Origin of the sequence: Sphingobacterium sp. 1.A.4 (genome assembly GCF_002734245.1) — a bacterium.
Classification (GTDB): Bacteria; Bacteroidota; Bacteroidia; order Sphingobacteriales; family Sphingobacteriaceae; genus Sphingobacterium; species Sphingobacterium tenebrionis.
This window is the reverse complement of the sequence record NZ_PEAZ01000070.1, coordinates 1-26,752: the sequence shown is the minus strand read 5'-3', so window position 1 is coordinate 26,752 and position 26,752 is coordinate 1. Positions and strand designations below refer to the sequence as shown.

The 26,752-nt window shown below is 42.7% G+C and carries 26 protein-coding genes; 8 read left to right on the top strand and 18 right to left on the bottom strand.

The window, feature by feature from the left end; all coding sequences use genetic code 11:
* The coding region (locus tag CRJ00_RS19000; protein ID WP_218962212.1) for a hypothetical protein at window positions 1-187 on the top strand (187 nt) is incomplete at its 5' end.
* Window positions 188-371: 184 nt separating this feature from the next.
* Here the strand turns inward: CRJ00_RS19000 and CRJ00_RS12140 are convergent.
* Window positions 372-1,049, bottom strand: coding sequence for a hypothetical protein (locus CRJ00_RS12140; RefSeq protein ID WP_099367139.1), 678 nt, complete (start codon window positions 1,047-1,049; stop codon window positions 372-374).
* Complete coding sequence (locus tag CRJ00_RS12135) at window positions 1,049-1,585, bottom strand: RNA polymerase sigma factor (RefSeq protein ID WP_099367138.1); 537 nt, start codon at window positions 1,583-1,585, stop codon at window positions 1,049-1,051. Before CRJ00_RS12135 ends, CRJ00_RS12140 begins: the two co-directional genes overlap by 1 nt.
* 89 nt (window positions 1,586-1,674) lie before the next feature.
* On the opposite strand from CRJ00_RS12135, the gene CRJ00_RS12130 reads away from it, so the two are divergent.
* Complete coding sequence (locus CRJ00_RS12130; protein WP_099367137.1) at window positions 1,675-2,043, top strand: MmcQ/YjbR family DNA-binding protein; 369 nt, start codon at window positions 1,675-1,677, stop codon at window positions 2,041-2,043.
* Here CRJ00_RS12130 and CRJ00_RS12125 read toward each other — a convergent pair.
* From CRJ00_RS12125 to yiaA, 6 genes are all read right to left on the bottom strand, one after another.
* The gene (locus CRJ00_RS12125; protein ID WP_099367136.1) at window positions 2,040-2,732 is read right to left on the bottom strand and encodes a LytR/AlgR family response regulator transcription factor; all 693 of its coding nucleotides are present in this window, start codon (window positions 2,730-2,732) and stop codon (window positions 2,040-2,042) included. The genes CRJ00_RS12130 and CRJ00_RS12125 overlap by 4 nt on opposite strands.
* Complete coding sequence (locus tag CRJ00_RS12120; protein WP_167554323.1) at window positions 2,719-3,798, bottom strand: sensor histidine kinase; 1,080 nt, start codon at window positions 3,796-3,798, stop codon at window positions 2,719-2,721. The genes CRJ00_RS12125 and CRJ00_RS12120 overlap by 14 nt, the downstream gene beginning before the upstream one ends.
* A 278-nt stretch (window positions 3,799-4,076) precedes the next feature.
* Window positions 4,077-4,562: a GDYXXLXY domain-containing protein gene (locus tag CRJ00_RS12115; protein WP_099367134.1), complete on the bottom strand. Its 486-nt coding sequence runs from the start codon at window positions 4,560-4,562 to the stop codon at window positions 4,077-4,079.
* Window positions 4,549-5,622: a DUF4401 domain-containing protein gene (locus CRJ00_RS12110; RefSeq protein WP_099367133.1), complete on the bottom strand. Its 1,074-nt coding sequence runs from the start codon at window positions 5,620-5,622 to the stop codon at window positions 4,549-4,551. Before CRJ00_RS12110 ends, CRJ00_RS12115 begins: the two co-directional genes overlap by 14 nt.
* Window positions 5,612-6,559 carry a DUF2157 domain-containing protein gene (locus CRJ00_RS12105; protein ID WP_099367132.1) on the bottom strand — a complete coding sequence of 316 codons (948 nt, stop codon included), beginning with the start codon at window positions 6,557-6,559 and terminating at the stop codon, window positions 5,612-5,614. The genes CRJ00_RS12110 and CRJ00_RS12105 overlap by 11 nt, the downstream gene beginning before the upstream one ends.
* Window positions 6,560-6,647: 88 nt before the next feature.
* Window positions 6,648-7,109 (bottom strand): inner membrane protein YiaA, encoded by a 462-nt coding sequence (gene yiaA, locus CRJ00_RS12100; protein ID WP_099367131.1) that lies wholly within the window; start codon window positions 7,107-7,109, stop codon window positions 6,648-6,650.
* A 130-nt stretch (window positions 7,110-7,239) separates the two neighbouring features.
* On the opposite strand from yiaA, the gene CRJ00_RS12095 reads away from it, so the two are divergent.
* From CRJ00_RS12095 to CRJ00_RS12085, 3 genes are all read left to right on the top strand, one after another.
* Window positions 7,240-8,766, top strand: a complete 1,527-nt coding sequence (locus CRJ00_RS12095; protein ID WP_099367130.1) for a hypothetical protein — start codon at window positions 7,240-7,242, stop codon at window positions 8,764-8,766.
* Between the two features lie 209 nt (window positions 8,767-8,975).
* Window positions 8,976-9,650 carry a hypothetical protein gene (locus CRJ00_RS12090; protein WP_144038150.1) on the top strand — a complete coding sequence of 225 codons (675 nt, stop codon included), beginning with the start codon at window positions 8,976-8,978 and terminating at the stop codon, window positions 9,648-9,650.
* 6 nt (window positions 9,651-9,656) lie between these two features.
* Complete coding sequence (locus CRJ00_RS12085; RefSeq protein WP_099367128.1) at window positions 9,657-10,763, top strand: toxic anion resistance protein; 1,107 nt, start codon at window positions 9,657-9,659, stop codon at window positions 10,761-10,763.
* A gap of 316 nt (window positions 10,764-11,079) precedes the next feature.
* On the opposite strand, the gene CRJ00_RS12080 is transcribed toward CRJ00_RS12085, so the two are convergent.
* From CRJ00_RS12080 to CRJ00_RS12070, 3 genes are read right to left on the bottom strand one after another with little or no spacing between them, the layout of a single operon-like run.
* Window positions 11,080-11,559 carry a fumarate hydratase gene (locus CRJ00_RS12080; protein WP_099367127.1) on the bottom strand — a complete coding sequence of 160 codons (480 nt, stop codon included), beginning with the start codon at window positions 11,557-11,559 and terminating at the stop codon, window positions 11,080-11,082.
* A gap of 55 nt (window positions 11,560-11,614) precedes the next feature.
* Entirely contained in the window at window positions 11,615-13,012 is a 1,398-nt protein-coding gene (fumC, locus tag CRJ00_RS12075) for a class II fumarate hydratase (protein WP_099367126.1), read from the bottom strand.
* A 38-nt stretch (window positions 13,013-13,050) separates the two neighbouring features.
* Complete coding sequence (locus CRJ00_RS12070) at window positions 13,051-13,617, bottom strand: hypothetical protein (RefSeq protein WP_099367125.1); 567 nt, start codon at window positions 13,615-13,617, stop codon at window positions 13,051-13,053.
* Between the two features lie 137 nt (window positions 13,618-13,754).
* Here CRJ00_RS12070 and CRJ00_RS12065 point away from each other — a divergent pair, with 137 nt between their 5' ends.
* A complete protein-coding gene (locus tag CRJ00_RS12065; protein ID WP_099367124.1) occupies window positions 13,755-15,347 on the top strand; it encodes a S41 family peptidase in 1,593 nt (530 codons plus the stop codon).
* 12 nt (window positions 15,348-15,359) lie between these two features.
* Here the strand turns inward: CRJ00_RS12065 and CRJ00_RS12060 are convergent, their stop codons facing one another.
* From CRJ00_RS12060 to amaB, 6 genes are all read right to left on the bottom strand, one after another.
* The gene (locus tag CRJ00_RS12060; RefSeq protein ID WP_099367123.1) at window positions 15,360-16,463 is read right to left on the bottom strand and encodes an endonuclease/exonuclease/phosphatase family protein; all 1,104 of its coding nucleotides are present in this window, start codon (window positions 16,461-16,463) and stop codon (window positions 15,360-15,362) included.
* Window positions 16,463-17,338, bottom strand: a complete 876-nt coding sequence (locus CRJ00_RS12055) for a rhomboid family intramembrane serine protease (protein ID WP_099367122.1) — start codon at window positions 17,336-17,338, stop codon at window positions 16,463-16,465. The genes CRJ00_RS12060 and CRJ00_RS12055 overlap by 1 nt, the downstream gene beginning before the upstream one ends.
* A gap of 7 nt (window positions 17,339-17,345) precedes the next feature.
* Window positions 17,346-18,041, bottom strand: a complete 696-nt coding sequence (locus tag CRJ00_RS12050; protein ID WP_099367121.1) for a rhomboid family intramembrane serine protease — start codon at window positions 18,039-18,041, stop codon at window positions 17,346-17,348.
* Between the two features lie 9 nt (window positions 18,042-18,050).
* Window positions 18,051-19,910: a DNA mismatch repair endonuclease MutL gene (gene mutL, locus CRJ00_RS12045; protein ID WP_099367120.1), complete on the bottom strand. Its 1,860-nt coding sequence runs from the start codon at window positions 19,908-19,910 to the stop codon at window positions 18,051-18,053.
* Window positions 19,911-20,181: 271 nt separating this feature from the next.
* Window positions 20,182-21,501 (bottom strand): L-lysine 6-transaminase, encoded by a 1,320-nt coding sequence (lat, locus tag CRJ00_RS12040; RefSeq protein WP_099367119.1) that lies wholly within the window; start codon window positions 21,499-21,501, stop codon window positions 20,182-20,184.
* A gap of 8 nt (window positions 21,502-21,509) precedes the next feature.
* Window positions 21,510-23,039, bottom strand: coding sequence for an L-piperidine-6-carboxylate dehydrogenase (gene amaB, locus CRJ00_RS12035; RefSeq protein WP_099367118.1), 1,530 nt, complete (start codon window positions 23,037-23,039; stop codon window positions 21,510-21,512).
* A gap of 142 nt (window positions 23,040-23,181) precedes the next feature.
* Between amaB and CRJ00_RS12030 the strand changes: the two genes are divergently transcribed.
* On the top strand, window positions 23,182-24,333 hold the full coding sequence (locus CRJ00_RS12030) for an acyl-CoA dehydrogenase family protein (protein WP_099367117.1): 1,152 nt from the start codon (window positions 23,182-23,184) through the stop codon (window positions 24,331-24,333).
* Here the strand turns inward: CRJ00_RS12030 and CRJ00_RS12025 are convergent.
* A complete protein-coding gene (locus tag CRJ00_RS12025; protein ID WP_099367116.1) occupies window positions 24,320-25,633 on the bottom strand; it encodes a hypothetical protein in 1,314 nt (437 codons plus the stop codon). The two genes, CRJ00_RS12030 and CRJ00_RS12025, sit on opposite strands and share 14 nt — an antisense overlap.
* Before the next feature lie 921 nt (window positions 25,634-26,554).
* Here CRJ00_RS12025 and CRJ00_RS18995 point away from each other — a divergent pair.
* A partial coding sequence (locus CRJ00_RS18995; protein ID WP_218962201.1) for a hypothetical protein occupies window positions 26,555-26,752 on the top strand: 198 nt, incomplete at its 3' end.

Sequence of the window (26,752 nt, the reverse complement as noted above, 5' to 3'; positions counted from 1 at the left end):
ACCTCTTTCTGTCCCGATTGGACAGAAATGTCAAAATAATCCTTTGAACAATCAATACCTGTTACCATCTTTGTATACCATTTTTGTGGATTACAGCAGCTCTTATCATAACTTATCAATCGTAAAAACAGGCTCCTGGCCTAATGAACTGTCCAAGTTTATGATAGGAATAAGAGAGGGGGATTAACATTGCGAAGGGTCTCTCAAGGACCAATGACGATTAAAAATCTTACTCCCTCTCTCGCTGTATCCTAAATGAAATACAAAATTATATTCTGTCTCTTTAATTCCTATAACTTTTCTACAAACTTACGATGACGGTACACCTCGCAATGACGGTACACCTCGCAATGACGCGGCTACCTCATTACCTACCTCACCTCAATACTTACTTCTCCATTCTTTCCTTTCCAGCTCACCTTATCCAAAAAACCTATAACCACCTTATCCAAACTCTTATTATCCGAACTCAAAACTTCCACCTTCACCGCTCTGCCACCTTCCACTTCAAACCTCAATCTCAAACTTCCTTTTTCCTCTACACCCCGCAACTCCGAATTTAATTCCTCATTAAATTCCCCCCAGCCTTGCTCCGGAACTGCATCAACACCCTTCCTATCAACAGCCCTACCATCAACATCTTTCCCACCAATACCATCCCCAACATTCGTACTCACCCTCAATTCCTCTTCCATCAATATCACTTCCGTCTCCGTCGTATTACTCCCAACCCTATTCAAATACCTGAACAACACCAACGAACAAGCCGCCATGAACAATACCCCAGCAGCCAATCCAATCGTCAATCGGTGCCAACTATAAAAACGTCTTTTCTTATCCGCAGCCTTTGCCTCCAGTTTCTTCGCCAGCCTTTGCTGCAATAAACTCAAACGCTGCGCATCAACTCCTTGTTGCTTCCTGTACCCATCAATAGCGTCCTGTAAGAAGGGATCTTCCAAAGCTTCTCGCTCCATCTCATACATCTCCTCCTTACTCATCAGACCCATCACATAATTATGGATCCTCGATAATTGATAATTATTTTCCATTACTTCTTCTCCATACAAATTTTAAGATTCCGCCTTCCGTTCTGGATATAGCTCTTCACCTTAGCCATATCATAACCCGTTTCATCCGCGATATCCTTATAACACTTCTGTTCCAAATAAAACATCCTGATGCAAGCTTCCTGCTCCCGATTCAATGTGCTCATACAGGATTCCAATTTATCAAAATCCTTTTCGCCCCATTTCTTCTCCTCTGCACGGCTCATCTTCAGTTCGGCTTCATACAGGTTATCCTCAATATCCAGTTTCGTAACCTGTTTCGACCTGCGCAATTGCATCAAACAATAATTACGTGCATATACATACAGCCAACTTTTGAAATTGTCCACCTCATAGATCCGAAGCTTATCGATCAGCTCATCAAATATCTGCATCACCGCATCCTGGCTCTGATCCGCATCTTCCAGGTACTTATAGCACACACCATACAACAAGGACATGTAAGGCGCATAAAGCTTACCAAGGGTATCTAAATTACCTGTCTGCTTATAATACTGTAATAATTCCTTCTCGTCCATGTGTTAAACGTTTCATAATTATGATGTTTTAAGATATGCATTTCCATAAAATAAATGAAATATTACTACTTTTAAAGGAAAGAAGACCCATGAACATCGAAGAACTACGGGATTATTGCCTGGCAAAGCCAAATACCCAAGAAGATACCCCTTTCGGACCCGAACATCTGCTGTTCAAATTGGCAGGGAAAGTCTATTTATTGGTTGGATTGGATCAGATCGATGAGCTGCGGTTCAATGTGAAATGTGATCCGGAATATGCCGTGGAATTAAGGGAGAAATATGAGCACAGTGTGATTCCAGGATATCACATGAACAAGAAACATTGGAATACCGTATATGCCAATAGGCAATTAAACGACGAGGAGCTCTATAAAATGATCGATCATAGCTATGATCTGATCTTCAACGCACTCCCAAAATCCCAAAAAGAAAAGCTGAAGAACGGGGAGATCTAGACTTGAAATTCGTCTTTGATGGATTTCGCATAGCTTACACCAATAGGGAGTTCATTTTCGAATACCCAAAGACTTTGTCTGGATAATTTTTCCAAGTGTTTTTTATTGACCACAAAAGAACGATGGACCTGCATAAAGTCCTGCGTGCCTTTTTCCATCAAAAAATCCTTAATGGTCATTCTCGCCAATACCTCTTGGTCCGCTAAATGGAACCGGATGTAATTGCCAACGGCTTCCACATAGCCGACTTCATCTAGGTTCACCCGTACCAGTTGATACCCATCTTTAACATATAAAATCTGTTCGGTATCCAGAATACCTTTTAACTCCAGCATCTCCTTTGCCCGCTGGCAAGCCTTTTCAAACCGTTCGAACGAGTAAGGTTTCAACAGGTAATCCAAGGCCTCCAGCTCAAAGCCCGCCAAAGCATAATTCGGATAGGCTGTGGAAAAAATAACTAATGGTTTTGGATCCAGCTTTTTGAACAGGTCAATGCCATTGATGTCGGGCATATGTACATCAAGAAACAACAAATGGATATCCTCATGCTGCTGTAGATAGGCTTCCGCATCCCTAGCATTCAGGAAAGTTCGTTGTAAGGCCAAATAGGGAACTTTTGCAGCAAAACGCTTTACAATATCCAGCGCAATAGGCTCATCATCCAGGGCAATAGCTTTAATTACTTCCATGATATTCGTTGTTAATGTCTACTACAGAATCGGGTTGTCCTTCCAACAGATCCACGGTCAGGAATACAAAGAATTCCTGTTGGTTCTGTTCGATAACCAATAAATGTTTCCCCGGATAAAATACCTGCAAGCGCGCTTGGACATTGTCCAGACCTATGCCTGATTTCGATCTTTCCAGATCGGTACCCTCCAATTGATGAATGCTATTGTACACCGAAAACTTTAACTGCCGATCAACAATATCCGCATTGATCTTGATCCAGGATTCCTTCTCCATACTGATGCCATGTTTGAAGGCATTCTCTACAAAAGGTATCAACAGCATCGGACTGATGTAGAAGTTTTCTACCGGATCTGCAATTTCCGATTCGATCTTGATGTTCGGCACATTCTCCACGCGTAGGCTCTGTATCGCCACATATTCCCTTAAGTAGTCAAGATCCCGGGATAAAAGAATATAATCCTGTTGGTTTTCAAACAGCATAAAGCGCATCATCTGGCTCAATCGCTGTATGCTATCGGCCGTTTTATCGGCGTTTTCCTGCATCGCTATCCCATAAATCGAATTCATGACATTGAACAGGAAATGCGGGTTGATCTGCGATTGCATCAGTTTCATCTCAGCGGTTGTTTTACCTAGGTCCTTCTGTAGGGAAGCGATCTGCTGTTTATTGGCCTTGGTCCTGAAATAAACATACATACTTAGGGGGATGACAATAAGGGCCACCACTAATCCAACGGGGATCATCCGCTGCGAATACCTACCATTCACTTGGATGATGAACAGGATAAACGGTGCCATTCCAGCTAAGGCGGTAAAGAAAGCCAGTAATCCATATTCCGTTTTATTAATTTTACCATGATGGTACATCCTTAACAGGTAGTAGGTGTTTATCGCATAGAGAAAATAAGCATAGGGAATATACATGGATAAAACCCCGAAATCCCTGCTCTGGGTAAACATATAAAGGGATATCAGGAATGATAACCCGACCACCAAAAAGATTTCGGTGATTAGTTTTCTGATGAAAGCCTGCTTCTGGTTGATTGTTGTTGCTGATTCCATGGTCATTTGTCGTTTAAAAATACTAAAAATGTTTGTTTTGTACATTTAAGATCCAAGGACCATTCAGGTATCCAGTCCAAATAACTTCAAGCCATTGGCTAATCTGTGGAGTTTCCTGTAGCTGCGAGAAAAGCAGATTGGTTAAAAAGTAAAATAACATAAGCTTCGATTTAAATTCGTTGAATTACTTATGCAAGTATAATATGCCCTTTACGCTTCCCTAAATTTTTGTGACGAATGCCAATAAAGAAATGATAAATACCAATTTATTGGTTTTTTTACAGCTTTTTTCTGTCAGTGTCATACAGCCCGACCAATAAACTGTTCCCTTTTCCATCTATACGCAATCCCCCATAGGCTGCTTTTTCATACCGTTCTGCTTGGCCTTCCTCAAAGAAAAAAGATTCTGCACCGATATTGATATTGGAAAAATTACCTATCGTATAATTCAAAGCGTATTCCCCTTTTTCCAAGGGTAAAACTTCCGGCTGAAACCTTTCCCAATGGCCAATTCCATCCTTGTCCAACTTGACAATACAATAACCCCTTTTAGGAATATTCATGTTCCATCCCTTATTGCTGATCTCATAATTCAAACGCATATAATCGCCCTGCATTAATGAGCGAGGATCTACAGGAGCCAATTTCAAAAGAACTAATTGCCCTTCTTCCAAGATCTGTTCCTTCTTGAAGACCGATAAATTAAAATAGATGAGCAATGCTGCCAAGTTTAATAGGATGAGGATGTATTTATAGTTTTTCATGGTTCTCCAATTTTTTACGGGTGATAAAAAATAGGGTAAGGAACAGGATTCCAGACCCCATCATGAGTAAGGATTTAAACAGTAAAGTAAACTCCAGATCATAATAATATTGTCCCAGGTAATAAAGAAAAGCAATCATTCCAGCAACAAAACCAGTTTTATAATGGATATGGAAACAGATCAAACTGATCAATAGCGCTCCTGAAATACCAGGGAAGATTACGGTTCCTATTAAACAAAACAACAATACCAACAGGATGCCAATTCGCTGTTTCTTGGACCCATAACCCATACGACGAAAAATTCCAGATAGGATATAGAGGATGAGCCCAATAAAGACCAGGGAAAGGATAATTCTATATGCGCTTGTATAATCTAACGAAGTAAATCTAGATACGGGATACAGTGCGACCAAAAAAGCAAGGGTAACTGCGGTTCGAATAGACAGATAGCGATGTGCCATCCCTTTAGAAAAACTAATCAGCTTCGACTCATTCCATAAGAAATAAGTGGCGAGTAGTCCCAAGATTCCAGTCAGTACATAAAACCATTCCTGATCTTCCGCATCCATAAATAGGGCAAAACCAAACCAGATCGCCAATAAGGTTGCAGAAAAATTGATGATATAACCACGGGAAATGAAAATACTGCCAATCGATATTAAAAATAGATAAAGAGCAGTTAAAGTAAAACGTATATGCAAATGGTCGAACCCAAAACCAACCAATCCAATCCCTAATAAAAACAAACATAAGCTGATGCTGTCCAGGAAGATGCGCTTGCCAACTTTGTCAATGACAAATGCGGCAATAAGAAAAACGATGCCTGTTCCAATAAATCCAAACGCGGTCTGGAAAAAATTGATCATGAACAAAAAGGCTGTAAATGTGCCGCAGGCAAATACCGCCCCCAATACGGAGAAGATCTTGATCGCAAGGGATTGATCATGACGTTGATCTTCATAGGCTTGGGCCAAATGCTCGCTGTTAAAAATTATTTCTTTAGCTTGTAAGGATTGGAAATAATCCAATTTATCCTGTAGGAGATCTTTATTTTGCATAGCGGTGTTTTCTTTGAAAGGATAGGAGTGCCCTAACCAATAACGTTACAGAAACAATAATGAATAGGCCGATCACAAAGACCATTTCTTCCGTTTCCGAAGCCTTCAATAGGCTGGCAGAAATCATGATGATCAAACTAAAAGGAATGGTCGTGAGAAAAAAGAGGTTATAGTGCTTGACCCCATGATATATTCCAAACCCATACAAGTACGCGGTTAAGCCCAATAGGATATAGAAATTAGGATCATACGATTTATAGATCCCCAAACAGATACCGATGGTTGCCATCGCGATACTCGCTAACCCAGTTAGCTGAATGAAATAAGTGGGAATCTTTTCCCATTTTCCGGTCAGATTTAGGAGTATGGCGATCGTACAGACCATGCCAATGAATAAGGTTAATACCCCATAGGTGTAAAGCCAGGACCAATGGTTAGCCACCTGTACCACATATAAGATAAAACTGATGTTGATCAAGGCGATGAAGATGATCCATAATGGTGGAAATTTGGACACGAAAGTCCAAAGGGCAATGAATAAGGTCCATGCCAAAAAGAAATCATAGGCATTGGCGCCTGTTTGGTAGATCTGCCCAAATACAGCAAATAATGCCCCGACCATTAATGCTCCTGCAGTTAAGATAATCTGTTTCAAGAGCGGATCTACCCGTAGCCTGAAGTAGGCAATAAGCAACAAAATGATCAAACCCTCAATGATTCCCATTTTCGCGAATTTGTGCAGATCCTGCCAATTATAGGCGAAAAAGAAAATCAGCCCGATAACGAAAAAGCCTATTCCAAGGACCATCATCGAGATCCGGAAAAAATCATCCCAATGGTTTTTGGGCTGAAAAACCTTTTCTTGTAATGCCTTTTGAATGCTCTCCTGATGGATATCGCTGTTTCGGGCGATGATATGTATATCCTTACGTTCCATTATATCTTTGTTGTAAGATTATGCGAATAGAAAATTAGCAAAAAACCTCAGGGCCCTGCGCTGCAGATGCCCCAAGGTAACCGCTAAGTTAATTATCTTTGTCCTTAAACAATTTCGCGTCGCGGGTGTTTTTTTGAACGGCTATGGCCGCAAATATGCTGAGCATAAAGGACATGCCATAAAAACCCTTCTCACTCAGGAAAAGGTCTGCGTTCCACAATCCTACAATTAGGAGAACGATGGCGGCGATCGTTGCAAACCAACTGATGCCATAATACAATTCGGTTACTTCCAAACCTTCGGCCCTATCGCGTACCGATTTCTGCACGGAGATTACTGCAAATAATCCGAACAGGAGGATCGTAAAGTAATATCCCTTTTCGTTCAACTCCATATCGGCACTCCATAATCCAATGCAATAACTTATCGATCCGACCAATAAAGCCATCCATGAGGCCCCTATAAAAGCGGCAGTAGGTTTGAATGGATTTCTTATTCCATCATTCTTGATGGGATTGTTTTCTTCTGTGTTGTGATTTAGCGGTTCCATTTCTTTTAATTTTTTGATTAATACTGAGACAAATTTGGGGTCTATACCCAAAATTTTAAAGCTACATTTCGTAAAATACTGACGATATAAATTGTTATTTTAACTATATTTAGGTTTAAAATATTGGACTATGGATGTATTATCGGATTTGATTAACCTCTTGAACGACAAAGATAAAGTTGATTTCAAAGCCTATTTAAAACATAAAAACAAGAGGCAAGATGTGAAGAATATCCGCTTGTTCGAGTTGATACAAACTGATGATATAAATGCAATAAATAAATTGTATGGAAAGCTGAAAAATCGTGATTCTTACCATGCTTTGCGGAAAAGATTACATGATAGCCTGCTCTTATTTATTTCCCAAAAGACATTCGAAAGAGGTAATCAGGCTGTATATGAGTTATTGCGCTATTTGGTGGTTGGCCGCTATTTGCTGGAGAATAATTTAACCAAGTTAGGTTTCCGATCCTTGGATAAAGCGGAACGGATTGCCACCGAAAATGAGGAGTATAACCTGCTACAGGAAATCCTGTTGCTGAAACTGCAGTTTGCACACCTGAACGAAACCATCGATCTCGAAGAATTATCCAAGGGATTTATTTGGAACCAGACCCAGATTCAACGGGAAGCCAAGATGCAGTTGGCCTATGCACAACTCCGAAAGGAACTGATCGACATACAGCTCAAAGGAAAAGTAATCGATCTGACCCAGTTTATTGCCGAAACTATCCAGAAATACAAGATTTCCATGCTGGATTTCATGAATTATAAATCGCTCTACCAGGTCCTGTACTTGGCCAATGAATATGCTGCCATCAATCAGAACTTTAAATTGGTGGAAAAATATGTAAGCCGCATTTATCAATTCATAGAACGCAAAAAGGAGGAATCCTCCATCCATATGTATTACAAAATCTACATCCTGTATTACTTGGCCAATTTCAACTTCAGGAACCGAAACTATGCAAAAAGCAAAGCAATTTTGGACCAAATTTCCAGCATACTATCCGACCATCCCGATTATTGGAATCAGTTCTATTACCGGCAGCAATTGTTATATGCTTTAAACCTCCATTTTTCAGGTCATCCAACCCAAGCCTTAGAGACACTCGGCCATGCCCTAAAACAAGTTGGTAAAAACGTAAAAATGGAAGATGCTTATGATCTGCAGATCTGTTTGGTCATGCTCCAGACCCAACATCACGATCGGCAAGCACGGTCAGGTCTCCTCCGTTTCCATCATTCGGATGGCTGGTTGGAAAAGAAAATGGGGATGTTGTGGAGTATCCGAAAGAGTCTGTTGGAGATCCTGGTTTATGGAGAATTTGAAGAGACGGATTTGGCCAGTGCGCGAATAAAAAGCTTCCGAAGACGCTATCGCAATTACCTTTTACAAACGAAAGAAGAAAAGGTCCTAGACTATGTCTCCCTGTTGGAAAACTTCTTTACCCATCCAAGTGTTGTCCATAAAGAATCTTTCCAACAGAAAGTCTACGCTTTATTAGCATTGGAAGAAAACAGCGATCTTTTTAATCTCAGCTTCATTTCTTGGTTGGTTGCACGATGGGAAAAGGCCACAACTTACGAAGTCACCATACAAATTTTGAAAATCCAAGACGAAGAGGGGGTGTTATCACCGATAAAAATGACGTAATGGCAGTCAAAAAGCGTACAATTACCTAGTTTTTACTTTCTTATGTACGAATGGAATAAGAATTGGTGTATTTTTATAAAAATAATTAAATTTAGAGAATGGGTTGGGCAACGAAAAAAAGTAGGACTTGGGAAATTAGACAAATGGTATGGACTGTATTATCCGTCGTTATGTTTCTTCCTTTTCCTATACACATTACCCCTTTAGTGATGATGAATCAGGCAAGACGTGCGAAGGTACGTTCTTGGTACATCACTTCCTGGGTTCTTCTGGCTGTGGAGCTGGCGCTCATGGTTTCCTTTTTTTATTTCTTTGGTGCGTTGAGTCAGGCGATGTTTCTTACATTGGGAGGATCGGTACTTACCTATGTGGTAGGTAATGGGCTGTTATTGAACCAGGCCAAACCTTACCTACAACGGTTGGAATTGGGAGAAGTAAGGGATCTGTATTGGATCTCCAGCATAGATTCCCAAAAGCGATTGGAAATAGCGGCACCTAGCATCGATACCCCGCAGTTATTTGTGGAGCGCTTACTTCACTGGCGCAAGGAAATCGAAAATAGAAATATCCAAAAAGATATCGACAATATCCTCCGTCTGTTCCAATTATTGGAAAAGAAAGACAAACGGGAGGCAGAGAAATTCTTGGTGCGACACTCCACGGTGGTGAACGTATTGATGCAGTATGATGAGTTGGAGAATGCACGCTTGAATAATACCATCACATCCGAGTCCAAGCAGAAGTTGGAAGCGGTGATACGTCAGGCTGCGGTGGCCATCGAACAGGAAGTGACCAATCAGTTCAAGATGGGCTTGTTGGATGTTTCCGCAGAGAGCGACGTGTATTTACAGACATTAAAAAGTAGAAACCTTTTAAAAGATTAAGAAATTATGGCAAATCTAGATTTGACACATTTAAATGATGATCAGGAGAAGAATAAACCTGCGGAAATCCAAGTGAACTTCACGGAGGAAGAAAAGGCCCTGATCCAACAATATAAAGATAAGATCAACCTGAAATCGACTACAGATATTATTCAGTTCGGTGTGGGAACCCAAAGTAATGTTAGCAATTTCTCGAATGAGATTCTGAAACAGGTGCGTACAAAAGACTTGGGTGGTGCAGAGGATATTCTAGTCAATCTGCGTTCGGAGATCCGAGGATTCGACGAAAAAATGAATAAAAAACCCTTGTTGCCTTTCTTTGATAACATCAAGAAAAAGATTGGCCGCATGCGTACGGAATATTCATCGGTAGAGACCAATATCCACAATATTGAATTGAAATTGGAAGGGCATTATAAAAACCTGGCGAAGGATGTCAACATCTTTGACAAGCTTTTTGTACAGAACCAACAATATTTCAAGGACCTTTCCTTGCATATCAAAGCAGGGGAGGAGAAGTTGGATGAAGTGATCAACCATACCTTGCCGGCATTGAAATCAGAAGCTGAAGCCACAGGCGATCAGCATAAGATCCAGGAATACAAGGATCTGGAGCAACATGTTGTGCGTTTTGAGCGTAAGGTGCATGATCTGAAACTGACCAGAATGGTTGTTCTTCAAACCGCTCCGCAGATCCGTATGATCCAGAGCAACAGCAGTTCCTTGATGGAGAAGATCCAATCGAGTATTGTAAATACCCTACCGCTATGGAAAAACCAGATGGTCTTGACCTTAGGGATTGCCCATGCGCAAAGCGCTTTGGAAGCTCAACGAGCAGTAACAGATGCTACCAACGAGCTATTGAAGAGGAATTCGGAAATGCTGAAGGAAGCTACCATCAATGTAGCGAAGGAAACCGAAAGGGGTATTATTGATATGGATACCATCAAAAAAGCCAATACGGATATTATTACTACTATCGAAGAGGTGTTGCGTATTCAAAAAGATGGCCGTGAAAAACGTAAGGTCGCTGAACAAGAGCTATTACAAGCCGAAACAGAACTCAAAAACCATATATTGAAATCATCGGATGAAACGAAGTTGATAAACTAAGATTGTAGATGATAGATAATAGATATTAGATGATAGATATTAGACGATAGACCTTTCATGTCGTCGAAGCCACCCCGTCATTGCGAGGAACGAAGCAATCTTTAGCCTGTCATCCTGAGCGTAGTCGAAGGATCTGAACGGCTGTATACGAGAACAGATGGTTCGACTACGCTCACCATGACAGAGACGGAAAGATTGCTTCGTCGTACCTCCTCGCAATGACGGGGAAAGTTTCACTATGACGGTTAAAGTTTCCCAATAACGCGGAAAGGTCTATCGTCTATTATCTATCGTCTATAATCTTCCCCCCCCCCCCCTACATCTCCCATCTCTTCTTCGGCACACAAGTAATATCTGCAACCTTCTTCAGCACGATAGCACGTGCTTCAAATCTATTCTCCAAAACCACACTATCCTTACTCGAATAAGCGATCTTGAACCTAGGCACATAAGGCCCATTCTTATAACATCCGGAAATCTTCTGTTTGCCATTTTCCTTGGTATACACCCCTTCCACAATGATACTATCTCCGCGCACCACATATACCGCTTTGGCATATTCCTTCCAATTTCCATCCCCATAACAACTATCAGGGATCGTTTTGATCTTATTATGCACCTTAATGGTCGCATAGATAGAATCACAGGTTACCTTAAATTCATGCAGGTTATAGTTCAGGGTTTCTGAAGAATTACTGACGCTATCCTGCACCCAAACCCCTTGGAAAAAGTCTGCGCCCTCATCCTGCATATCAGAATGTCGCGTACAGCTCCCCAATAGAAAAAGTATACCCATCAAGGATAGGTATACTTTTCTTAAAGAATATGTATTGTTATTTTTAACCACTAACTTATTTTAAGCTTCCTACCATTTCTTCTGGTTTCACCCATTCATCAAATTCCTCAGCTGTCACATAACCTAGCGAAATAGCAGTTTCTTTCAAGGTAGAATTGTTCTTATGTGCAGTCTGTGCAATCTCAGCCGCTTTGTAATAGCCAATTTTCGTATTCAAGGCAGTCACCAACATTAAAGAATTATCAACCAACTCTTTGATACGCGCATAATTCGGCTCAATACCGATCGCACAGTGCTCCTCAAAAGATACACATGCATCACCGATCAAACGAGCAGATTGTAGGAAATTCGCTGCCATGACAGGTTTGAACACATTCAGTTCGTAATGACCTTGCGTACCACCGATCGTGATCGCTACATCATTACCCATAACCTGTGCTGCAACCATCGTCAATGCTTCACATTGCGTAGGGTTTACTTTTCCTGGCATGATCGAAGATCCTGGCTCATTTTCTGGGATCAAGATCTCTCCGATGCCTGAACGAGGACCCGAAGCCATCATACGGATATCATTGGCAATTTTATTCAAGGCAACCGCCAATTGCTTCAAAGCACCATGTGATTCCACAATAGCATCGTGTGCTGCCAAAGCTTCAAATTTATTCTCCGCAGTAACAAAAGGTAGACCTGTGAATTCAGCGATGTACTTCGCTACCAACACATCATATCCTTTTGGTGTGTTCAATCCGGTACCTACGGCAGTTCCACCTAAAGCAAGCTCACCTAAATGCGCTAGGGTGTTTTTCAATGCTTTCAAGCCATAGTTCAATTGCGCTACATATCCCGATAATTCCTGTCCTAAGGTTAACGGAGTGGCATCCATCAAGTGCGTACGACCGATCTTCACCACGTTCATGAACTCTTCAGATTTTCTTTTCAAGGTATCACGTAGCTTTTCCACACCAGGGATGGTAATATCAACCACGGCTTTGTAAGCTGCGATATGCATTCCGGTAGGGAACGTATCGTTGGAAGACTGCGATTTATTTACATCATCATTTGCTTTAAGAACAGGCTCACCTTCGCCAATCTTACCACCAGCCAATACTTGTGCACGGTTAGCGACAACCTCATTCACATTCATGTTCGATTGCGTGCCTGAACCTGTCTGCCAAATCACCAACGGAAATTGATCGTCCAATTTTCCAGCAAGGATTTCATCACATACGGCAGCGATAGCGTCACGCTTCTCAACAGGTAATACACCTAATTCATGGTTGGCATATGCTGCTGCTTTTTTCAAATAAGCAAATCCATCCACGATTTCTTTCGGCATAGATGCTGCCGGTCCAATTTTGAAGTTGTTACGAGATCTTTCGGTTTGGGCTCCCCAGTATTTATCTGCTGGTACTTGCACCTCACCCATGGTGTCTTTTTCTATTCTGAATGACATAATTACAAATGTTTTTATAAAGGCAAATTTAAGCAAAATTAATTCAACCGACGTTGAATATGTTCCTCAATATGGTGGAACAATTGTTTTGGTTTGAGGGTCCGCCAAGGAAAATTGTTAAGGTATTCCCCGAAATTGATGTAATAATCGATCTGGTTGTCCTGAAACTCCTTGATTACATGCTCCCGGAAGTTCAGGCCCACGATCCATCCATCCTCCACATCCTGAAACCACTCCTCATAATAGGAATCATCAGAGGCGTGGAAGTTCAGTACGTTCTCCCCGACCAAAATAAATTTATTGATCCCTTCATCGATCATCAGGTCGATAAGCTCCCTTTTCAGGATCATGATGTCATTGTAGATGGCATCATTCCATTCACCGATAAACTCGATGATGGTATACCCGCGTTCATAATCTACATACAGCACCTTCAGGTATAAGGTCAACGAACCAAAATGATCCCATTGGGGATGAAGCAAAAAGTTATACACTTTTTTATCAAATTCGAATTCATTGTAAATCGTGCCAAAAAAAGGGCTTCTTTCGTCTTCTGAGGCTATATAATCGTCGCGCCAGTGGTAATACGGTTCCAATTCATGCATATCAATGTAAAAATATTGAAAATTGCGGAATTATAATTGGTTACAACTTATTTTGGACTGGGAATTGTTGGTAAATATTTGTTTTAAAATTCTTTTAAACAATTTGTTATTCAGTATTTTTGCCCACCAAATCAACAATGCAGAAAGGAAGAAAAAGGAATATTTTCGTAGCAGCAACCTATGCGGCAACCCTCTTGCTGGGATTAATCCTCGGTCAGAACTATTCTGACCAAACAGGATTCAATACCGGAGGTTCCTTGGTGCCCATTGGTCTGTCTGATAATTCCTATAAAATCCAACAAGTTGTCGACCTGATTTCCAGCCGCTATGTGGATAGCATCAACATGGACTCCGTCCAGAATGGTGCCATCAACCATATTATTTCCCACTTAGATCCTTATTCTGCTTTTTTATTGCCTGTGGAATCCAGGACCCAGACCGAAGTACTTGAGGGTACTTTTGAAGGAATTGGGATGGAATATTTCAACCTCAACGATACCTTAATCGTCGTGGGATTGATCACCAATGGTCCTGCAGACAAGGGAGGCTTTAAAATCGGGGATAAGATCCTCAAGATCGGTGAGCGGAAGATCTCCGGAAACACCATTTCCAAGGAAGAAGTTGAAAAACTGATGCGCGGGAAGCGAGGCTCGGTGGTGGAGATGCATGTAGAGCGGGATTCTGTGCAATTACCGTTGCCATTAAAGGCCGTAAGAGATCAGATCAATGTGAGTTCCCTGGATGTGGCTTATATGTTGCAACCTACGGTTGGTTTTATCCGTATTCGAAGGTTCGGGTTGAAAACCGCTGATGAATTCAAGGAAGCGATTGTAGAACTTAAAAAACAAGGAGCGAAGAACCTGATCTTGGATCTAAGGGACAATGGGGGTGGTTATTTCCACATTGCCATCAAATTGGCCAGTGAATTTTTTGCCGATCAGCGTTTGGTGGTTTTTACCGAAGGAGCGCATGAAGCCAGGCGAGATTTTCTATCCGAAGCCAATGGAACCTATGCCCAGGGTAAACTGGTCGTGTTGGTCAATGAGCGCACCGCTTCTGCTTCAGAAGTCGTCGCTGGCGCTTTACAGGATTGGGATCGCGGTATTCTGATCGGTAGAAGGACCTTCGGAAAAGCAACCGTTCAGGAACTTTTTGATTTCTCCGATGGTTCGACCATTAATCTCAGTATCGCCCGGTATTATACCCCTCTTGGAAGAAGTATACAACGCAAGTATTCCCCGAACTGGTCCAACATGAAGGATTATCCGTCCATGTACCATGGCCTATGGTCCTTAGATACCACTTATGCCCATGCTAAGCCATATCAAACGGGCTTGGGTAAGAAACTGTACAGTGGCGGTGGGATCATGCCGGATATCAAAGTCCCTGTCGATTCCAATGAAGTAAGCTTATTGTACCAGGAGCTGGTCAAATCCTCCCTGATCGAACAGTTTGTTTACAGCCGCTTCACAAGAAAACTGCCGGCCTATTCCATTGAGAATTTTCTACAAGGGTATACCCTGCCTGCCTCGGAATATAATAGTTTCATTCGTTTCTTAGCACAGAAAGGCCTGCGTTTGTCTACGGCCAAACAGAACGATCTCCACGATCTGATCCAAAGTGATATTGAAGCCCTATTGGGAAGGTATTATTTTGGTCGGGAAGCGTATTTTAAGGTGAAGAACAGATACGATTCCTTTATCGAGTTGGCACTCAACCAAATCAACTAACCACAAATTTTACTAATTGATCTGTTGTAGGCTGAGGTCTGCAAATACTGGATAATGATCCGATAATTTCTTTTTCAGAACCTGGTAATTGCTTACCGAAAAGCGCTTATCCGCAAAAATATAATCGATTTGTAAGATAGGTAGCATTTCAAAATGGGTCACGCCCCAACCGTTCCCTTTTTCCTGAAAGGCATTCTTCATGTTCTTGCCGATCAGGTTCACACTGTAGGACATCGGGGTATCGTTGAAATCGCCCATCACAATCTTTGGGTAATGCGTTTCCTGCATATGTTCAGCTAACGATTCCGCCTGATTGCTCCGCTGTTCGAAGGCCCATTTTAACTTCCGTCCAACCTGTTTCGTCTTCTGCTCCTCATTACCGGTGCTGCTCGGATTTTGAATAAATTCCTTATCCTCGCTCTGAAGTCCGAAAGACCGCAAGTGAACGTTATAGACACGGATGGTATCCAGGTTCTTCACGATATCCACATAGATCACCCGGTTAATGCCATATTCATTCTTCTTGATTAATCCGGAATTGATGATCGGATATTTGGAGAAAATGGCCTGTCCATAGGCGCTGTAATCATTCTGTTCCGATGGCGCAAAATAGAAGTTCTCAAAGTTGTTCTTTTTCTGTACGGTTTCCGTGAATTTCTTTTTCCCCCGGATGGTACTGCTGAATTCCTGCACACAAAGCACATCAGGATTGGCTTCCTGGATGATGTCTACGAATTGATCCTTGGCCGGAACATCCGTTTTCTCCAAAGGCTGAAGCATATGTACATTATAGGTCATGACCCGAAGTGCCGAATCTGGTTTGTTTTCAATGACGGAATTAAAGGCCACATGTTTGGTCATCAGGTTCCAGCCCAATAGGATGGCGATCAAGGAAAATAGGGAATACTTGGCTTTTCTTAAGATCCAATAGCAAACAAAGCCGATATTGATCAATAGGATAGGGAGATAACCCAATCCGAGAAAGGCAATTGCCCAAAAAGACTTCGGGTTGATGAAGGATGCCGAATAACACAATAGGAGAGCCCCGATAGCGATCAGGTTGGCAATCATAATGGTTTTACTGAAAAAACCTAAATTCTTCTTATTGATCAACATTAGTCTTGCTCTTCTCTACTTGCTTTAAACAGGATTTCTTTTTCCCGTGAAGATAGACTTTCATAGCCACTTTGTGAAATTTTATCCAAAATTTCATCAATCACATCCTGGTTAGGAAGGTCTGCCTTATAGCTTTTATAGGTAAGCGTTTTTGTTTCGGTATGTACGATGCGTAGGTTATTCTTTGGACGAGGTTTGAAGATCTTGCTCCAATCGTTTCCTTCCTGCAGTTGTTTCATGAACAATACCCCCCAAGCAATGCTCAACAGGTAGACGATCGCTCCAGCCCTATTCGCGAAAATGTAGAACAAGAACTCTAAACTCAAAAAGATAACAGCCAGCGTGACGAACTTGACCCGACCAAAGATAAATAGCCTCAATTCCATTTTAGGGACCAATACCGTTAAGCTTGCCACCAGCGCGGCCAATCCCAAAGAACTGGTAAATAGATAAGATTGTGCGCCTTTGGTTAAGAAGTCGATCTGTCCAAGCGCAAGGAATAATAATCCTCCTACAAGGAAGCTGCTTAAGTATAGGGTCAAGAATTGACGTTTGTTCAAGAAGCTCATGAAGATATTACCCATCCAATAGAGCCATAAACAATCAAAAACGATGTTGAATAATCCGGTATAAAGGAATGGATAGGTGACTAATGACCAAGGTTGTTTTAGAAATTGGGAGAAATCCATGGGAAGACCCAAATTGCTGACCGCCTTATCATACAATGGATAATTAATCACATTGATCTCTACCAACAGATCGCATAAGTGGATAATGATAAAGATAGCCGCCTGAATGGAAATGAAATAGGGGATAGGCGACCCCGTCTTGTAGGTCGTTCTAAAAAATTCCTTTAATCCATTCTCTTTTCTCATCGGTTCTTTAATACATATTCGGTCTTCGGATGTTCCATGCTTTCAATAGGATATATCCAAATAATGCGCCACCCACATGGGCCAAATGGGCTATGGATGATCCTCCATGTGAAAATCCTAAATATATTTCAATCAGAATCAATCCCGGAATGAAATACTTCGCTTTCACAGGAATTGGAAAAAATATCAACATCAGTTCGGCATTCGGGAACAGGAATCCGAAAGCCAATAACAAGCCGTAAATTGCGCCGGATGCTCCTACCATCGGAGTAGAATAGATGTTTTGTAGCGTAGTGAGGTTCTCGCCAGAAACTTGGGAAAGTGCAGCCTCACTCAATTCATGCAAAGGCCGGATTGATCCCGTTATCTGGTATACCTCATAAGCCTGTACCCCATATTGTAGGACCAATGCCCCCAATCCACAGATTAAATAGAAGTTCAGGAATCTTTTGGAACCCAAAACTCGTTCGATAGTGGCCCCGAACATCACCAAGGCGAACATATTAAAGAATATATGCGCAAAGCCACCGTGCATAAACATGTAGGTGATGATCTGCCATACCTTAAACGCTGGAGAATCGGGATAGAAGATTCCGAACAGACCAAACATGGATGGAAGCAGCTGCGAAGCTATGAAGACCAGCACATTGATGATCAGTAGGTTCTTTGTTACTACGGGTAGATTGCCAAAAAGATTATTCATAAAGTTATATTATAGGCCTTTGCCAAAGCGTTCGGCTAATTCTTGTAATGTGATCGTAATAATAACCGGTTTCCCCGATAGGGATATGTTCGGCGATTCGCAGGCAAATAAACGGTCGATCAGGTCCGCCATTTCCTCATTGTCCAATTTTGCGCCCTGCTTGATCGAGGCATTCTTGGCCAAACTCTTGGCCAGTTTTTCCCTTTTACTCAATTTCAGGTCGCTCTGGTTTTTGAAATCCTCCAACAGCCTTTCGATGATCTGCCCTTCATTGATCTTTTCCAGATCAGCAGGGATGCCATCCACGATATAGGTTGTCTTCCCAAAAGGCCTTAGCTGGAATCCCAAAGCAGTGATCTCCGGTAGGATGTCCTGTACCAAGGCAAAATCTGCTGCTGCCAGATCGATGGTCTGTGGAAATAGGCTTTGTTGACTTACCCCTTGGTTCTGCTGCAATTGTTGCTGGAACTGTTCAAACAGGATGCGCTCATGTGCAGCCTGTTGGTCGATCAGCATAAATCCCGAATGGATCTGCGAAACAATATATCGGTTATGTATTTGAAAGAACTGTTTCTTCGGTTGGTCGGATGGTTGTATGATCGCCGACTCCGAACTGCTCTCCGCAGGGTGCAAGGTCAATTGCTCTGCTTCCTCGGTCTCTGTAATCTGATACAAAGTATCCCAATTTTGTGGAATACTGTTCTTTTTTTCCAATCGTTCAGGGTAACTGTAGCTACGATTCGACTTTGGCGTCCCATCATCAAATGGATTGAAGTTGGGATTGAAGTTGATCGTAGGCACTTGGATTTCCTCCAATGGCTTTGGCGTGATCAGGGAGTCAAATCCAGTCTCCTGCTCAAAGTCCAACGATGGTGCAATGTTGAACCTACCCAAACTTCGTTTCACAGCCGAACGTAAAATCGCATAGATCGCTTTGTCATCCTCGTATTTGATCTCTGTTTTTGTAGGATGTACGTTGATATCGATCTTCGATGGGTCGATGTCAATGAACAGTACATACAGCGGGTAGGTGTCTGCCGGAAGAATCTCTTCATAGGCATTCATCACCGCATGGTTCAAATACGGATCTTTGATAAAACGGTTGTTCACAAAGAAAAATTGCTCTCCTCTGGTCTTTTTCGCAAACTCAGGCTTCCCGATAAATCCCTTGATGTTCAGGATGCTCGTCGTTTCTTCTACAGGAACAAGTCTTTGGTTATAATTGTTTCCAAAGAGGTGTACAATTCGTTGTTTTAAGGATTCTTTTGGTAGATAGAAGAGTTCGTTTCCTTCGTTGTGGAAGGAAAAGAATATCCCGGGATGGGCTAGGGCAATTCGTTGGAATTCATCAATGATGTGCCGAAGCTCCACCGCATTGCTCTTGAGGAAATTCCGGCGAGCCGGAATATTGTAGAACAGGTTTTTCACCTGGATACTGGTACCATTGCTGACCTGGTCGGGATATTGTTGGATCACTTCCGATCCTTCGATCTCAATGACGGTTCCCAACTCATCCTCAACACGTTTGGTTCGAAGTTCCACGTGGGCAATGGCGGCAATGGAGGCCATGGCTTCGCCACGGAAACCCATTGTACGGATCGCAAATAGGTCCTCCGCTTTCCGGATCTTGGAAGTGGCATGCCTTTCAAAACATAATCGGGCATCCGTAACACTCATTCCACAGCCATTGTCTATGACTTGGATCAAGGTCTTTCCGGCATCTTTAATAATAAGTTTTATATGATCAGCTCCCGCATCTATCGCATTCTCCATCAATTCCTTAATTGCAGAGGCCGGTCGCTGTACAACCTCACCTGCTGCAATCTGATTGGCCACTGAATCGGGGAGCAACTGAATAATATCCGACATAATCTACAAAGGTACAAAAAAACGGTTATAGGGACGGATGAAAAGAGGCAGGAAAATGCGTCATTGCGAGGTGGCCTTGCGTCATTGCGAGGAGGCACGACGAAGCAATCTTTCGCCATGTCATGGTGAGCGTAGTCGAACCATCTGTTCGTTTCATAGCGTACAGATCCTTCGACTACGCTCAGGATGACATCTTTAAAGATTGCTTCGTGCCTCGCAATGACGGTAAGGCGCAATGAAAGCCTCAGCAATGTCGGCCTCTGAAACGCTCCTACACCAATGCCTGAGAAGATATATCCACCCTATCCACAATCCTATCCACAATCTCCAACGCCTTATCCAAAACCTCCTTCGTAGCAGTAAGATGCGGTCTGAAACGGATACTCACCTCCCCACATCCCAAAATCAACATCTGCTCCTTCATCGCTTCTTCCACAAACTTATCCCGGAACTCCACCGATGGCAGGTCAAAAGCACATAACAATCCTTTCCCCCTCACATTCGTGATCTCCTCATGTTTCTCCGCAAGATCAGACAATCTCCCCTGCAAATACTCCCCTAAAGTTGCTGCTTTCTCCACCAAATTTTCCTTTTCAATAATCTCCAAGATCAACCTAAACCTCACCATATCCACTAAATTCCCGCCAAAGGTAGAATTGATCCGACTGGACTCCTTAAATACATGATGCTCTACCCGGTCAAATTTCTCCCGATTGGCTAAAATCCCACAAACCTGGGTCTTCTTTCCAAAAGAGATCACATCCGGTGTAATCCCATAATGCTGGTAACACCACATCTTTCCGGTCATCGCAATACCTGTCTGCACCTCATCCAAAATCAGGATGATATCATGCTCATCACAGATCCTGCGCAATTCCTGGAAGAACTCTTTCCGGAAATGGTTATCACCACCTTCCGCTTGAATAGGCTCCAAAATCAAACAAGCAATATCATTCGGATTATTCTTGATCGCCAATTCAATTTCTTCGATGGCTTTTTTCTCCAATTCGATGGTTTCATTGATCGATTCCTCCGTCAATGGGAAAGTGAGCTTCGGATTACTGATCCTTGGCCAATCAAATTTTGGGAAATACATGTATTTCCTAGGGTCTTTTGTATTCGTCAGAGAAAGGGTATAGCCCGTTCTTCCATGGAAAGCCTGTTTGAAATGGATAACCTGACTGGCTTCCACTTCAATGCCCTTGCTCATATTCAACCGCGTCTTCCAGTCGAATGCAGCCTTCAGGGCATTTTCCACAGCCAAACCACCACCGTCAATAAAAAAACAGTAACTCAATTCCTGTGGGATTCCCACGCGTTCGAACGTGTCCACAAAATCCGCATATTCCCTTGGGTAGATATCCGAAAGGGCCAGTTTATTGATGGATGCATCTTTTAATTGTTCCGCATGCGCCAAAATATGGGGATGGTTATAGCCCACTGGTGATGATGCGAACATACTGAACATATCCAAGTATTCTTTGCCATCCACGTCTACAATATAGGAACCGTGTGATTTTTCCAGATCGATGACCACTGGTAGGCCATCGGCCAAAATATGCTTTGCTAATCGTTGATGTGTTTCTCTCATAATCAATTTTATAAATCAAATTTGATACCTTGTGCCAAAGGTAAATTGGTTGTATAATTAATGGTATTGGTCTGTCTGCGCATGTAAACTTTCCAAGCATCGGAGCCGGACTCGCGACCACCACCTGTTTCTTTCTCGCCACCGAAGGCACCGCCGATCTCCGCACCGGAAGTTCCAATATTCACATTGGCTATCCCACAGTCTGAACCGTTCTGGCTCAGGAACATTTCTGCTTCCCGAAGGCTATTGGTCATGATGGCTGAAGATAAACCTTGTCTTACATCGTTTTGGATGGCGATCGCCTGATCCACTTCGCCCGTATATTTAATCAGATATAGGATAGGAGCAAAGGTCTCATGCTGCACAATTTCATAATTGTTCTCCACTTCGGCAATCACTGGCGTCACATAACAGCCGCTCTCATAACCCTTACCTTTCAACACCTCTGCCTTGGTTAACAATTTACCACCCTCCGCTTTGATTTTTTCCACAGCAGATAGGTACATGTCTACGGCATCCGTATCGATCAAAGGTCCCATATGGTTATTGCTATCCAATGGATCGCCGATCTTGATCTGTTTGTACGCATCTACCAGGGATTTCTTCACCTTATCATAGATGCTTTCATGGATGATCAGTCGGCGGGTACTCGTACAACGTTGTCCCGCTGTTCCAACGGCACCGAATACCGCCCCAATGATGGTCATTTTAAGATCGGCACTTGGAGAAACGATAATCGCATTGTTTCCGCCCAATTCCAATAACGACCTGCCCAGACGTTGTGCTACGGTTGCCGCAACGATCTTACCCATACGGGTGGAACCTGTAGCCGAGATCAAGGGGATTCTTTCGTCTTCCGAAAGCCATTGACCTACCTCAGCTCCTCCAGTGATCACGGAAGATATTCCTTCCGGCATTTTGTTCTCTTTGAGGATGGCTGCCAGGATCTTTTGGCAGGCCAAAGCGCATAAAGGTGTTTTTTCACTTCCTTTCCATACAATCACATCGCCACAGACCAAGGCCAATGCCGCATTCCAAGACCATACCGCTACCGGGAAGTTGAAGGCCGAAATAATACCTACAATGCCCAAGGGATGGTATTGGTCGTACATCCGATGACCTGGTCGCTCAGAATGAATCGTATTTCCATAGAGCTGTCTGGAAAGTCCAACCGCAAAATCGCAGATGTCGATCATCTCCTGAACCTCACCCAAACCTTCCTGGTAGGATTTTCCCATTTCGTAGGATACCAATTTGCCCAGTACCGGTTTTAATTCACGAAGTTTTTCGCCCAATTGACGAACCATCTCCCCACGCTTTGGTGCAGGGATATCACGCCAGATCAGTTTGGCTTTCTCCGCCTCTTGTATTACTTTATCGTATTCTTTTTTTGTTGTGCTTTGTACTTTACCAATCAATTTTCCGTTGGTAGGAGAATAGGAGCTAATGGTTTCACCCTTTGAAAACCACTTGCTTCCGGTTGATGTTCCTAAATTCTCATCGGCTAAGCCTAACGCTTTTAATTCTTTTGATGTCATAATATGGTTTATATTATTCGAAATTTATATAAATATAAAGAATATATTTTGTTATTTCATAGTTAAATCTGAATATTTATTGCTGCATCATATTTTCTAAGGAATATATTTCTTACATTAGGATGTTAAAATATAAACCAATATGGACTACTACCTTCTCCACGAATTGCTCAGTCCGGAGCAACAGCTGATCCGCGATAGTATACGGGGATTTGTGAAGTCAGAAATCATACCTGTTATTGATCAATACGCCCAAGAACATCAAGAAGTCCCTAACTTAATGAAAAAGTTAGGTGCATTGGGGGCGTTGGGGCCTTTTATCCCGGAAGAATACGGCGGTGCCGGTCTTGATCAGATTTCTTATGGACTGATCATGCAGGAATTGGAGTTCGGCGATTCGGCCATCCGTTCGGCAGCTTCCGTACAGTCTTCTTTAGTGATGTTCCCCATCTATACCTTCGGTTCGGAAGAACAGAAAAGGAAATACCTGCCGAAATTGGCTACAGGCGAATGGATTGGGTCCTTTGGGTTGACAGAACCTAACCACGGTTCCGATCCTGCGGGGATGGAAACCAGGCTGACAAAAGACGGTGATGGCTATAGACTTTCGGGTTCCAAGATGTGGATCACCAATTCGCCGGTTTGCGATCTGGCGGTTGTCTGGGCTCGGAATGAGGAGCAGAAGGTGCGCGGGGTGATTGTAGAACGGGGAATGGAAGGATTCAGTACCCCGGAGACTTTACATAAATGGTCCCTGCGGGCTTCTAGGACTGGAGAGCTGGTTTTTGATCAGGTGTTCATCCCGCAGGAGAACCTCCTTCCGGAGGTCAGTAGCATGAAGGGACCGCTGTCCTGTCTGAATTCTGCTCGATATGGTATTTCATGGGGAGCTATTGGTGCTGCGGTCGACTGTTATGAAACGGCCCTTCGCTATGCCAAGGAAAGGGAGCAGTTTGGAAAACCCATTGCTTCTTTTCAACTCCAACAAAAGAAACTGGCCGAAATGGCAACAGAAATTACCAAAGCGCAATTGCTATCCTGGCGATTAGGGCAGTTGAAATCCGAAAATCGGGCTACGCCTGCGCAGATCTCCATGGCCAAAAGGAACAATGTACACATGGCCTTGCAGGTGGCGCGCGAAGCCAGACAGATCCTCGGCGCAATGGGTATTGTGGGTGATTTCCCGATCATGCGGCATATGATGAACCTGGAATCCGTGATTACCTATGAAGGGACTCATGATGTGCACCTGTTGATAACCGGTCAGGATATCACCGGCATTAATGCTTTCTGATCCATTGGGTCTGATGAGATTTCAGTGTGCTTTTATCCGCAGGCATAGCGGTCAGGCGAATTGTTCCTTGCGATTTGCCTGATTGCTCAGATAGCAGGAGGTCGCCATTGGGTGCTACACTGTACTTGAATTCAAATCCCTTTTCTCCGGATTTAGAAATGATCTTGAGCAGCTGTTTCTTGGTGTCCAGTATTTTCTCATATTGTTCTGATTTTCCATTCTCGTATTTGATCATGAAATATTGATCGCTCATAAAGATGAAGGCTTCCCAATAGCTAGGCATGTTCATGCTTTCCCGTATGGCGGCTTGGTCATTGTTTATATGATAGTAACCATATAATGGGCTGTTTTCATCAAAGATGTTCCCGTAATGTTTTTTGGTTTTAATAATGGTGTTTACATTCATGGATATGGTCCATACAATAAGGAGGTATTTGAACACTTGTAAGGCTGTTCTAATTTTTTTACTTTTAATAGAGGTGAATAGGCTGGGACTGGGGCTCAATTGCGATTTTTTTTGGAGAACAAAAAAATCGTAGAAATTTTTCAATTGAGGCAGCAGGAGATAGAAGGTGAGCAGGACCAAAGCCGTGGAAAGTATTTTCACACTGACATCATAGCTGTAGTTGATCATCATGATATTGACGGAAGCCGCAAAGCCGATCAAGGCGCCTAAGGTTGCCGTTCTTCGGAACAATAGGAGGATGGCCATGATTTCTACGATCCCAACAAAAATATTGTAGCTGTAGGAGTATCCGAAGAATGCCCAGGTAAGGCCCATAGGGGATAGGTCACCTAATTTCGTGTTCAGGGTGAGGATATTTGGAAAGGGGAATTGGGTTTTGAATAGTTTGATCAGTCCGTAATTGATGAGCATGAGACCCACATAATATCGGATCATGGTATGTAATAGGCTATTTGCCTTGGCTAATCTTGTCTCTTGGTTTGATTTGTTTTTTCTGGGGATTATCCAATAGATAACCGTTCCTAGGAGACTCAGTAAAAAAACGATTCCAATAATGAACCAGAAATAGAGGTGATCGCCCGATCCTCGGCCAACTAATTCTATATTTCCTGCATCATGGAATATGGATTTTATCCAGTCAAAACGCATCAGCCAAGTGAATAGTTGGAGGAATATTTTATTGACCCATTGCAAGAATGGAAATGTGGAATTGTTGTAGGTGATGATAAAGGATACTGTGAATAGGAATAGGAACCAGAATAAGATGGGATTTTTTGGAATGCGCAGGGAATGTTTGGGCTCCGTAAGTGGTTGGTTGTTGTTTTCCTGTTTCATTATATTGGTTGGGTGTAAATAATAAAGGATGGTTATAAGTATTGTAGGTTAGTTATAAATAATGAAGGTTAGTTATAAATAATAAAAGATCATTTGTATAAAACTAAGTAAAACCTATCCTCTATGGAAGCAGAGGTGCGAAGGTTTAAGATTATTTAACAGCTATGGTCCGATCCCCAAATCATTGCGAGCCTCCGCGTCATTGCGAGGAGGTACGACGAAGCAATCTTTGGACAAGCGGCGCCCCATGTCATCCTGAGCATCGCCGAAGGATCTGTACGTGTACCACATGTAGATGCTTCGACTCCGCTCAGCATGACATGGCGGGAAGATTGCTTCGTTCCTCGCAATGACGTGATTAAAGATTGCTTCGTTCCTCGCAATGACGCAGAGCCCCCCATATTGCCTTCGATGCAAAACCATGGTGAAAGCAATGCTAAAGTATGCTTTTCCTATGGTCAACATCCATTTTGATGCTTTTTCCCTACTTCCACCCTGCTTCAGATACGGACCAGGTGGGTTCCGGAGCAAAATAGGTTAACCGATCAATGGCCTAACATAGATAAATGGGATAAAATCCCTCCGGTACAGACCTATCCTGCGCACCATCCTACAAATTTATCCACCATTGCCACAGCGCTTTACATTGGAACCGTAAAAAATGTTCCCTGGGGGTCTTGGAAATATGGATGGGAAGTCCCTATCTTTGCACCACTCCGCAAGGGAGGGACGGCCGAACGGCCACTGAAATAAGGGTAGATGTACATGTTCCGAGGGTCCGCCCAAGGGGCGCATGTTACACGGAAAAAAGTCCCCGCAGAATTATTTTAAAATAAATTTTGCGGAACCGAAAAAACCTTCTACCTTTGCAGTCCCAACCACGGGGAACGGCAGCCGGCGCGACGCTGGCAGCCAATAAAAATGACAGTTCGAGACCAAGGAAACGAGGTCGGAAAACATACAGAAGCCGAAGCGCGAGCGGAGGCGGAGAGTTCTTTAAGATTTTATGATCATGTAACGCAGCGAGTAGTCGGAAGACGAAAGCTGAAAGAAAAAAGACCATTACGGTCAATCAATTTCAGATTTCCGGGAGCAGGACAGAGATACAAAAAACAAGAC

What these genes read in the sequence shown, in the direction of transcription:
- CRJ00_RS12140 (WP_099367139.1), bottom strand. Translation starts at nt 1,049, where the DNA reads ATGGAAAATAATTATCAATTATCGAGGATCCATAATTATGTGATGGGT.
- CRJ00_RS12135 (WP_099367138.1), bottom strand. Translation starts at nt 1,585, where the DNA reads ATGGACGAGAAGGAATTATTACAGTATTATAAGCAGACAGGTAATTTA.
- CRJ00_RS12130 (WP_099367137.1), top strand. Translation starts at nt 1,675, where the DNA reads ATGAACATCGAAGAACTACGGGATTATTGCCTGGCAAAGCCAAATACC.
- CRJ00_RS12125 (WP_099367136.1), bottom strand. Translation starts at nt 2,732, where the DNA reads ATGGAAGTAATTAAAGCTATTGCCCTGGATGATGAGCCTATTGCGCTG.
- CRJ00_RS12120 (WP_167554323.1), bottom strand. Translation starts at nt 3,798, where the DNA reads ATGGAATCAGCAACAACAATCAACCAGAAGCAGGCTTTCATCAGAAAA.
- CRJ00_RS12115 (WP_099367134.1), bottom strand. Translation starts at nt 4,562, where the DNA reads ATGAAAAACTATAAATACATCCTCATCCTATTAAACTTGGCAGCATTG.
- CRJ00_RS12110 (WP_099367133.1), bottom strand. Translation starts at nt 5,622, where the DNA reads ATGCAAAATAAAGATCTCCTACAGGATAAATTGGATTATTTCCAATCC.
- CRJ00_RS12105 (WP_099367132.1), bottom strand. Translation starts at nt 6,559, where the DNA reads ATGGAACGTAAGGATATACATATCATCGCCCGAAACAGCGATATCCAT.
- yiaA (WP_099367131.1), bottom strand. Translation starts at nt 7,109, where the DNA reads ATGGAACCGCTAAATCACAACACAGAAGAAAACAATCCCATCAAGAAT.
- CRJ00_RS12095 (WP_099367130.1), top strand. Translation starts at nt 7,240, where the DNA reads ATGGATGTATTATCGGATTTGATTAACCTCTTGAACGACAAAGATAAA.
- CRJ00_RS12090 (WP_144038150.1), top strand. Translation starts at nt 8,976, where the DNA reads ATGATGAATCAGGCAAGACGTGCGAAGGTACGTTCTTGGTACATCACT.
- CRJ00_RS12085 (WP_099367128.1), top strand. Translation starts at nt 9,657, where the DNA reads ATGGCAAATCTAGATTTGACACATTTAAATGATGATCAGGAGAAGAAT.
- CRJ00_RS12080 (WP_099367127.1), bottom strand. Translation starts at nt 11,559, where the DNA reads ATGGGTATACTTTTTCTATTGGGGAGCTGTACGCGACATTCTGATATG.
- fumC (WP_099367126.1), bottom strand. Translation starts at nt 13,012, where the DNA reads ATGTCATTCAGAATAGAAAAAGACACCATGGGTGAGGTGCAAGTACCA.
- CRJ00_RS12070 (WP_099367125.1), bottom strand. Translation starts at nt 13,617, where the DNA reads ATGCATGAATTGGAACCGTATTACCACTGGCGCGACGATTATATAGCC.
- CRJ00_RS12065 (WP_099367124.1), top strand. Translation starts at nt 13,755, where the DNA reads ATGCAGAAAGGAAGAAAAAGGAATATTTTCGTAGCAGCAACCTATGCG.
- CRJ00_RS12060 (WP_099367123.1), bottom strand. Translation starts at nt 16,463, where the DNA reads ATGTTGATCAATAAGAAGAATTTAGGTTTTTTCAGTAAAACCATTATG.
- CRJ00_RS12055 (WP_099367122.1), bottom strand. Translation starts at nt 17,338, where the DNA reads ATGAGAAAAGAGAATGGATTAAAGGAATTTTTTAGAACGACCTACAAG.
- CRJ00_RS12050 (WP_099367121.1), bottom strand. Translation starts at nt 18,041, where the DNA reads ATGAATAATCTTTTTGGCAATCTACCCGTAGTAACAAAGAACCTACTG.
- mutL (WP_099367120.1), bottom strand. Translation starts at nt 19,910, where the DNA reads ATGTCGGATATTATTCAGTTGCTCCCCGATTCAGTGGCCAATCAGATT.
- lat (WP_099367119.1), bottom strand. Translation starts at nt 21,501, where the DNA reads ATGAGAGAAACACATCAACGATTAGCAAAGCATATTTTGGCCGATGGC.
- amaB (WP_099367118.1), bottom strand. Translation starts at nt 23,039, where the DNA reads ATGACATCAAAAGAATTAAAAGCGTTAGGCTTAGCCGATGAGAATTTA.
- CRJ00_RS12030 (WP_099367117.1), top strand. Translation starts at nt 23,182, where the DNA reads ATGGACTACTACCTTCTCCACGAATTGCTCAGTCCGGAGCAACAGCTG.
- CRJ00_RS12025 (WP_099367116.1), bottom strand. Translation starts at nt 25,633, where the DNA reads ATGAAACAGGAAAACAACAACCAACCACTTACGGAGCCCAAACATTCC.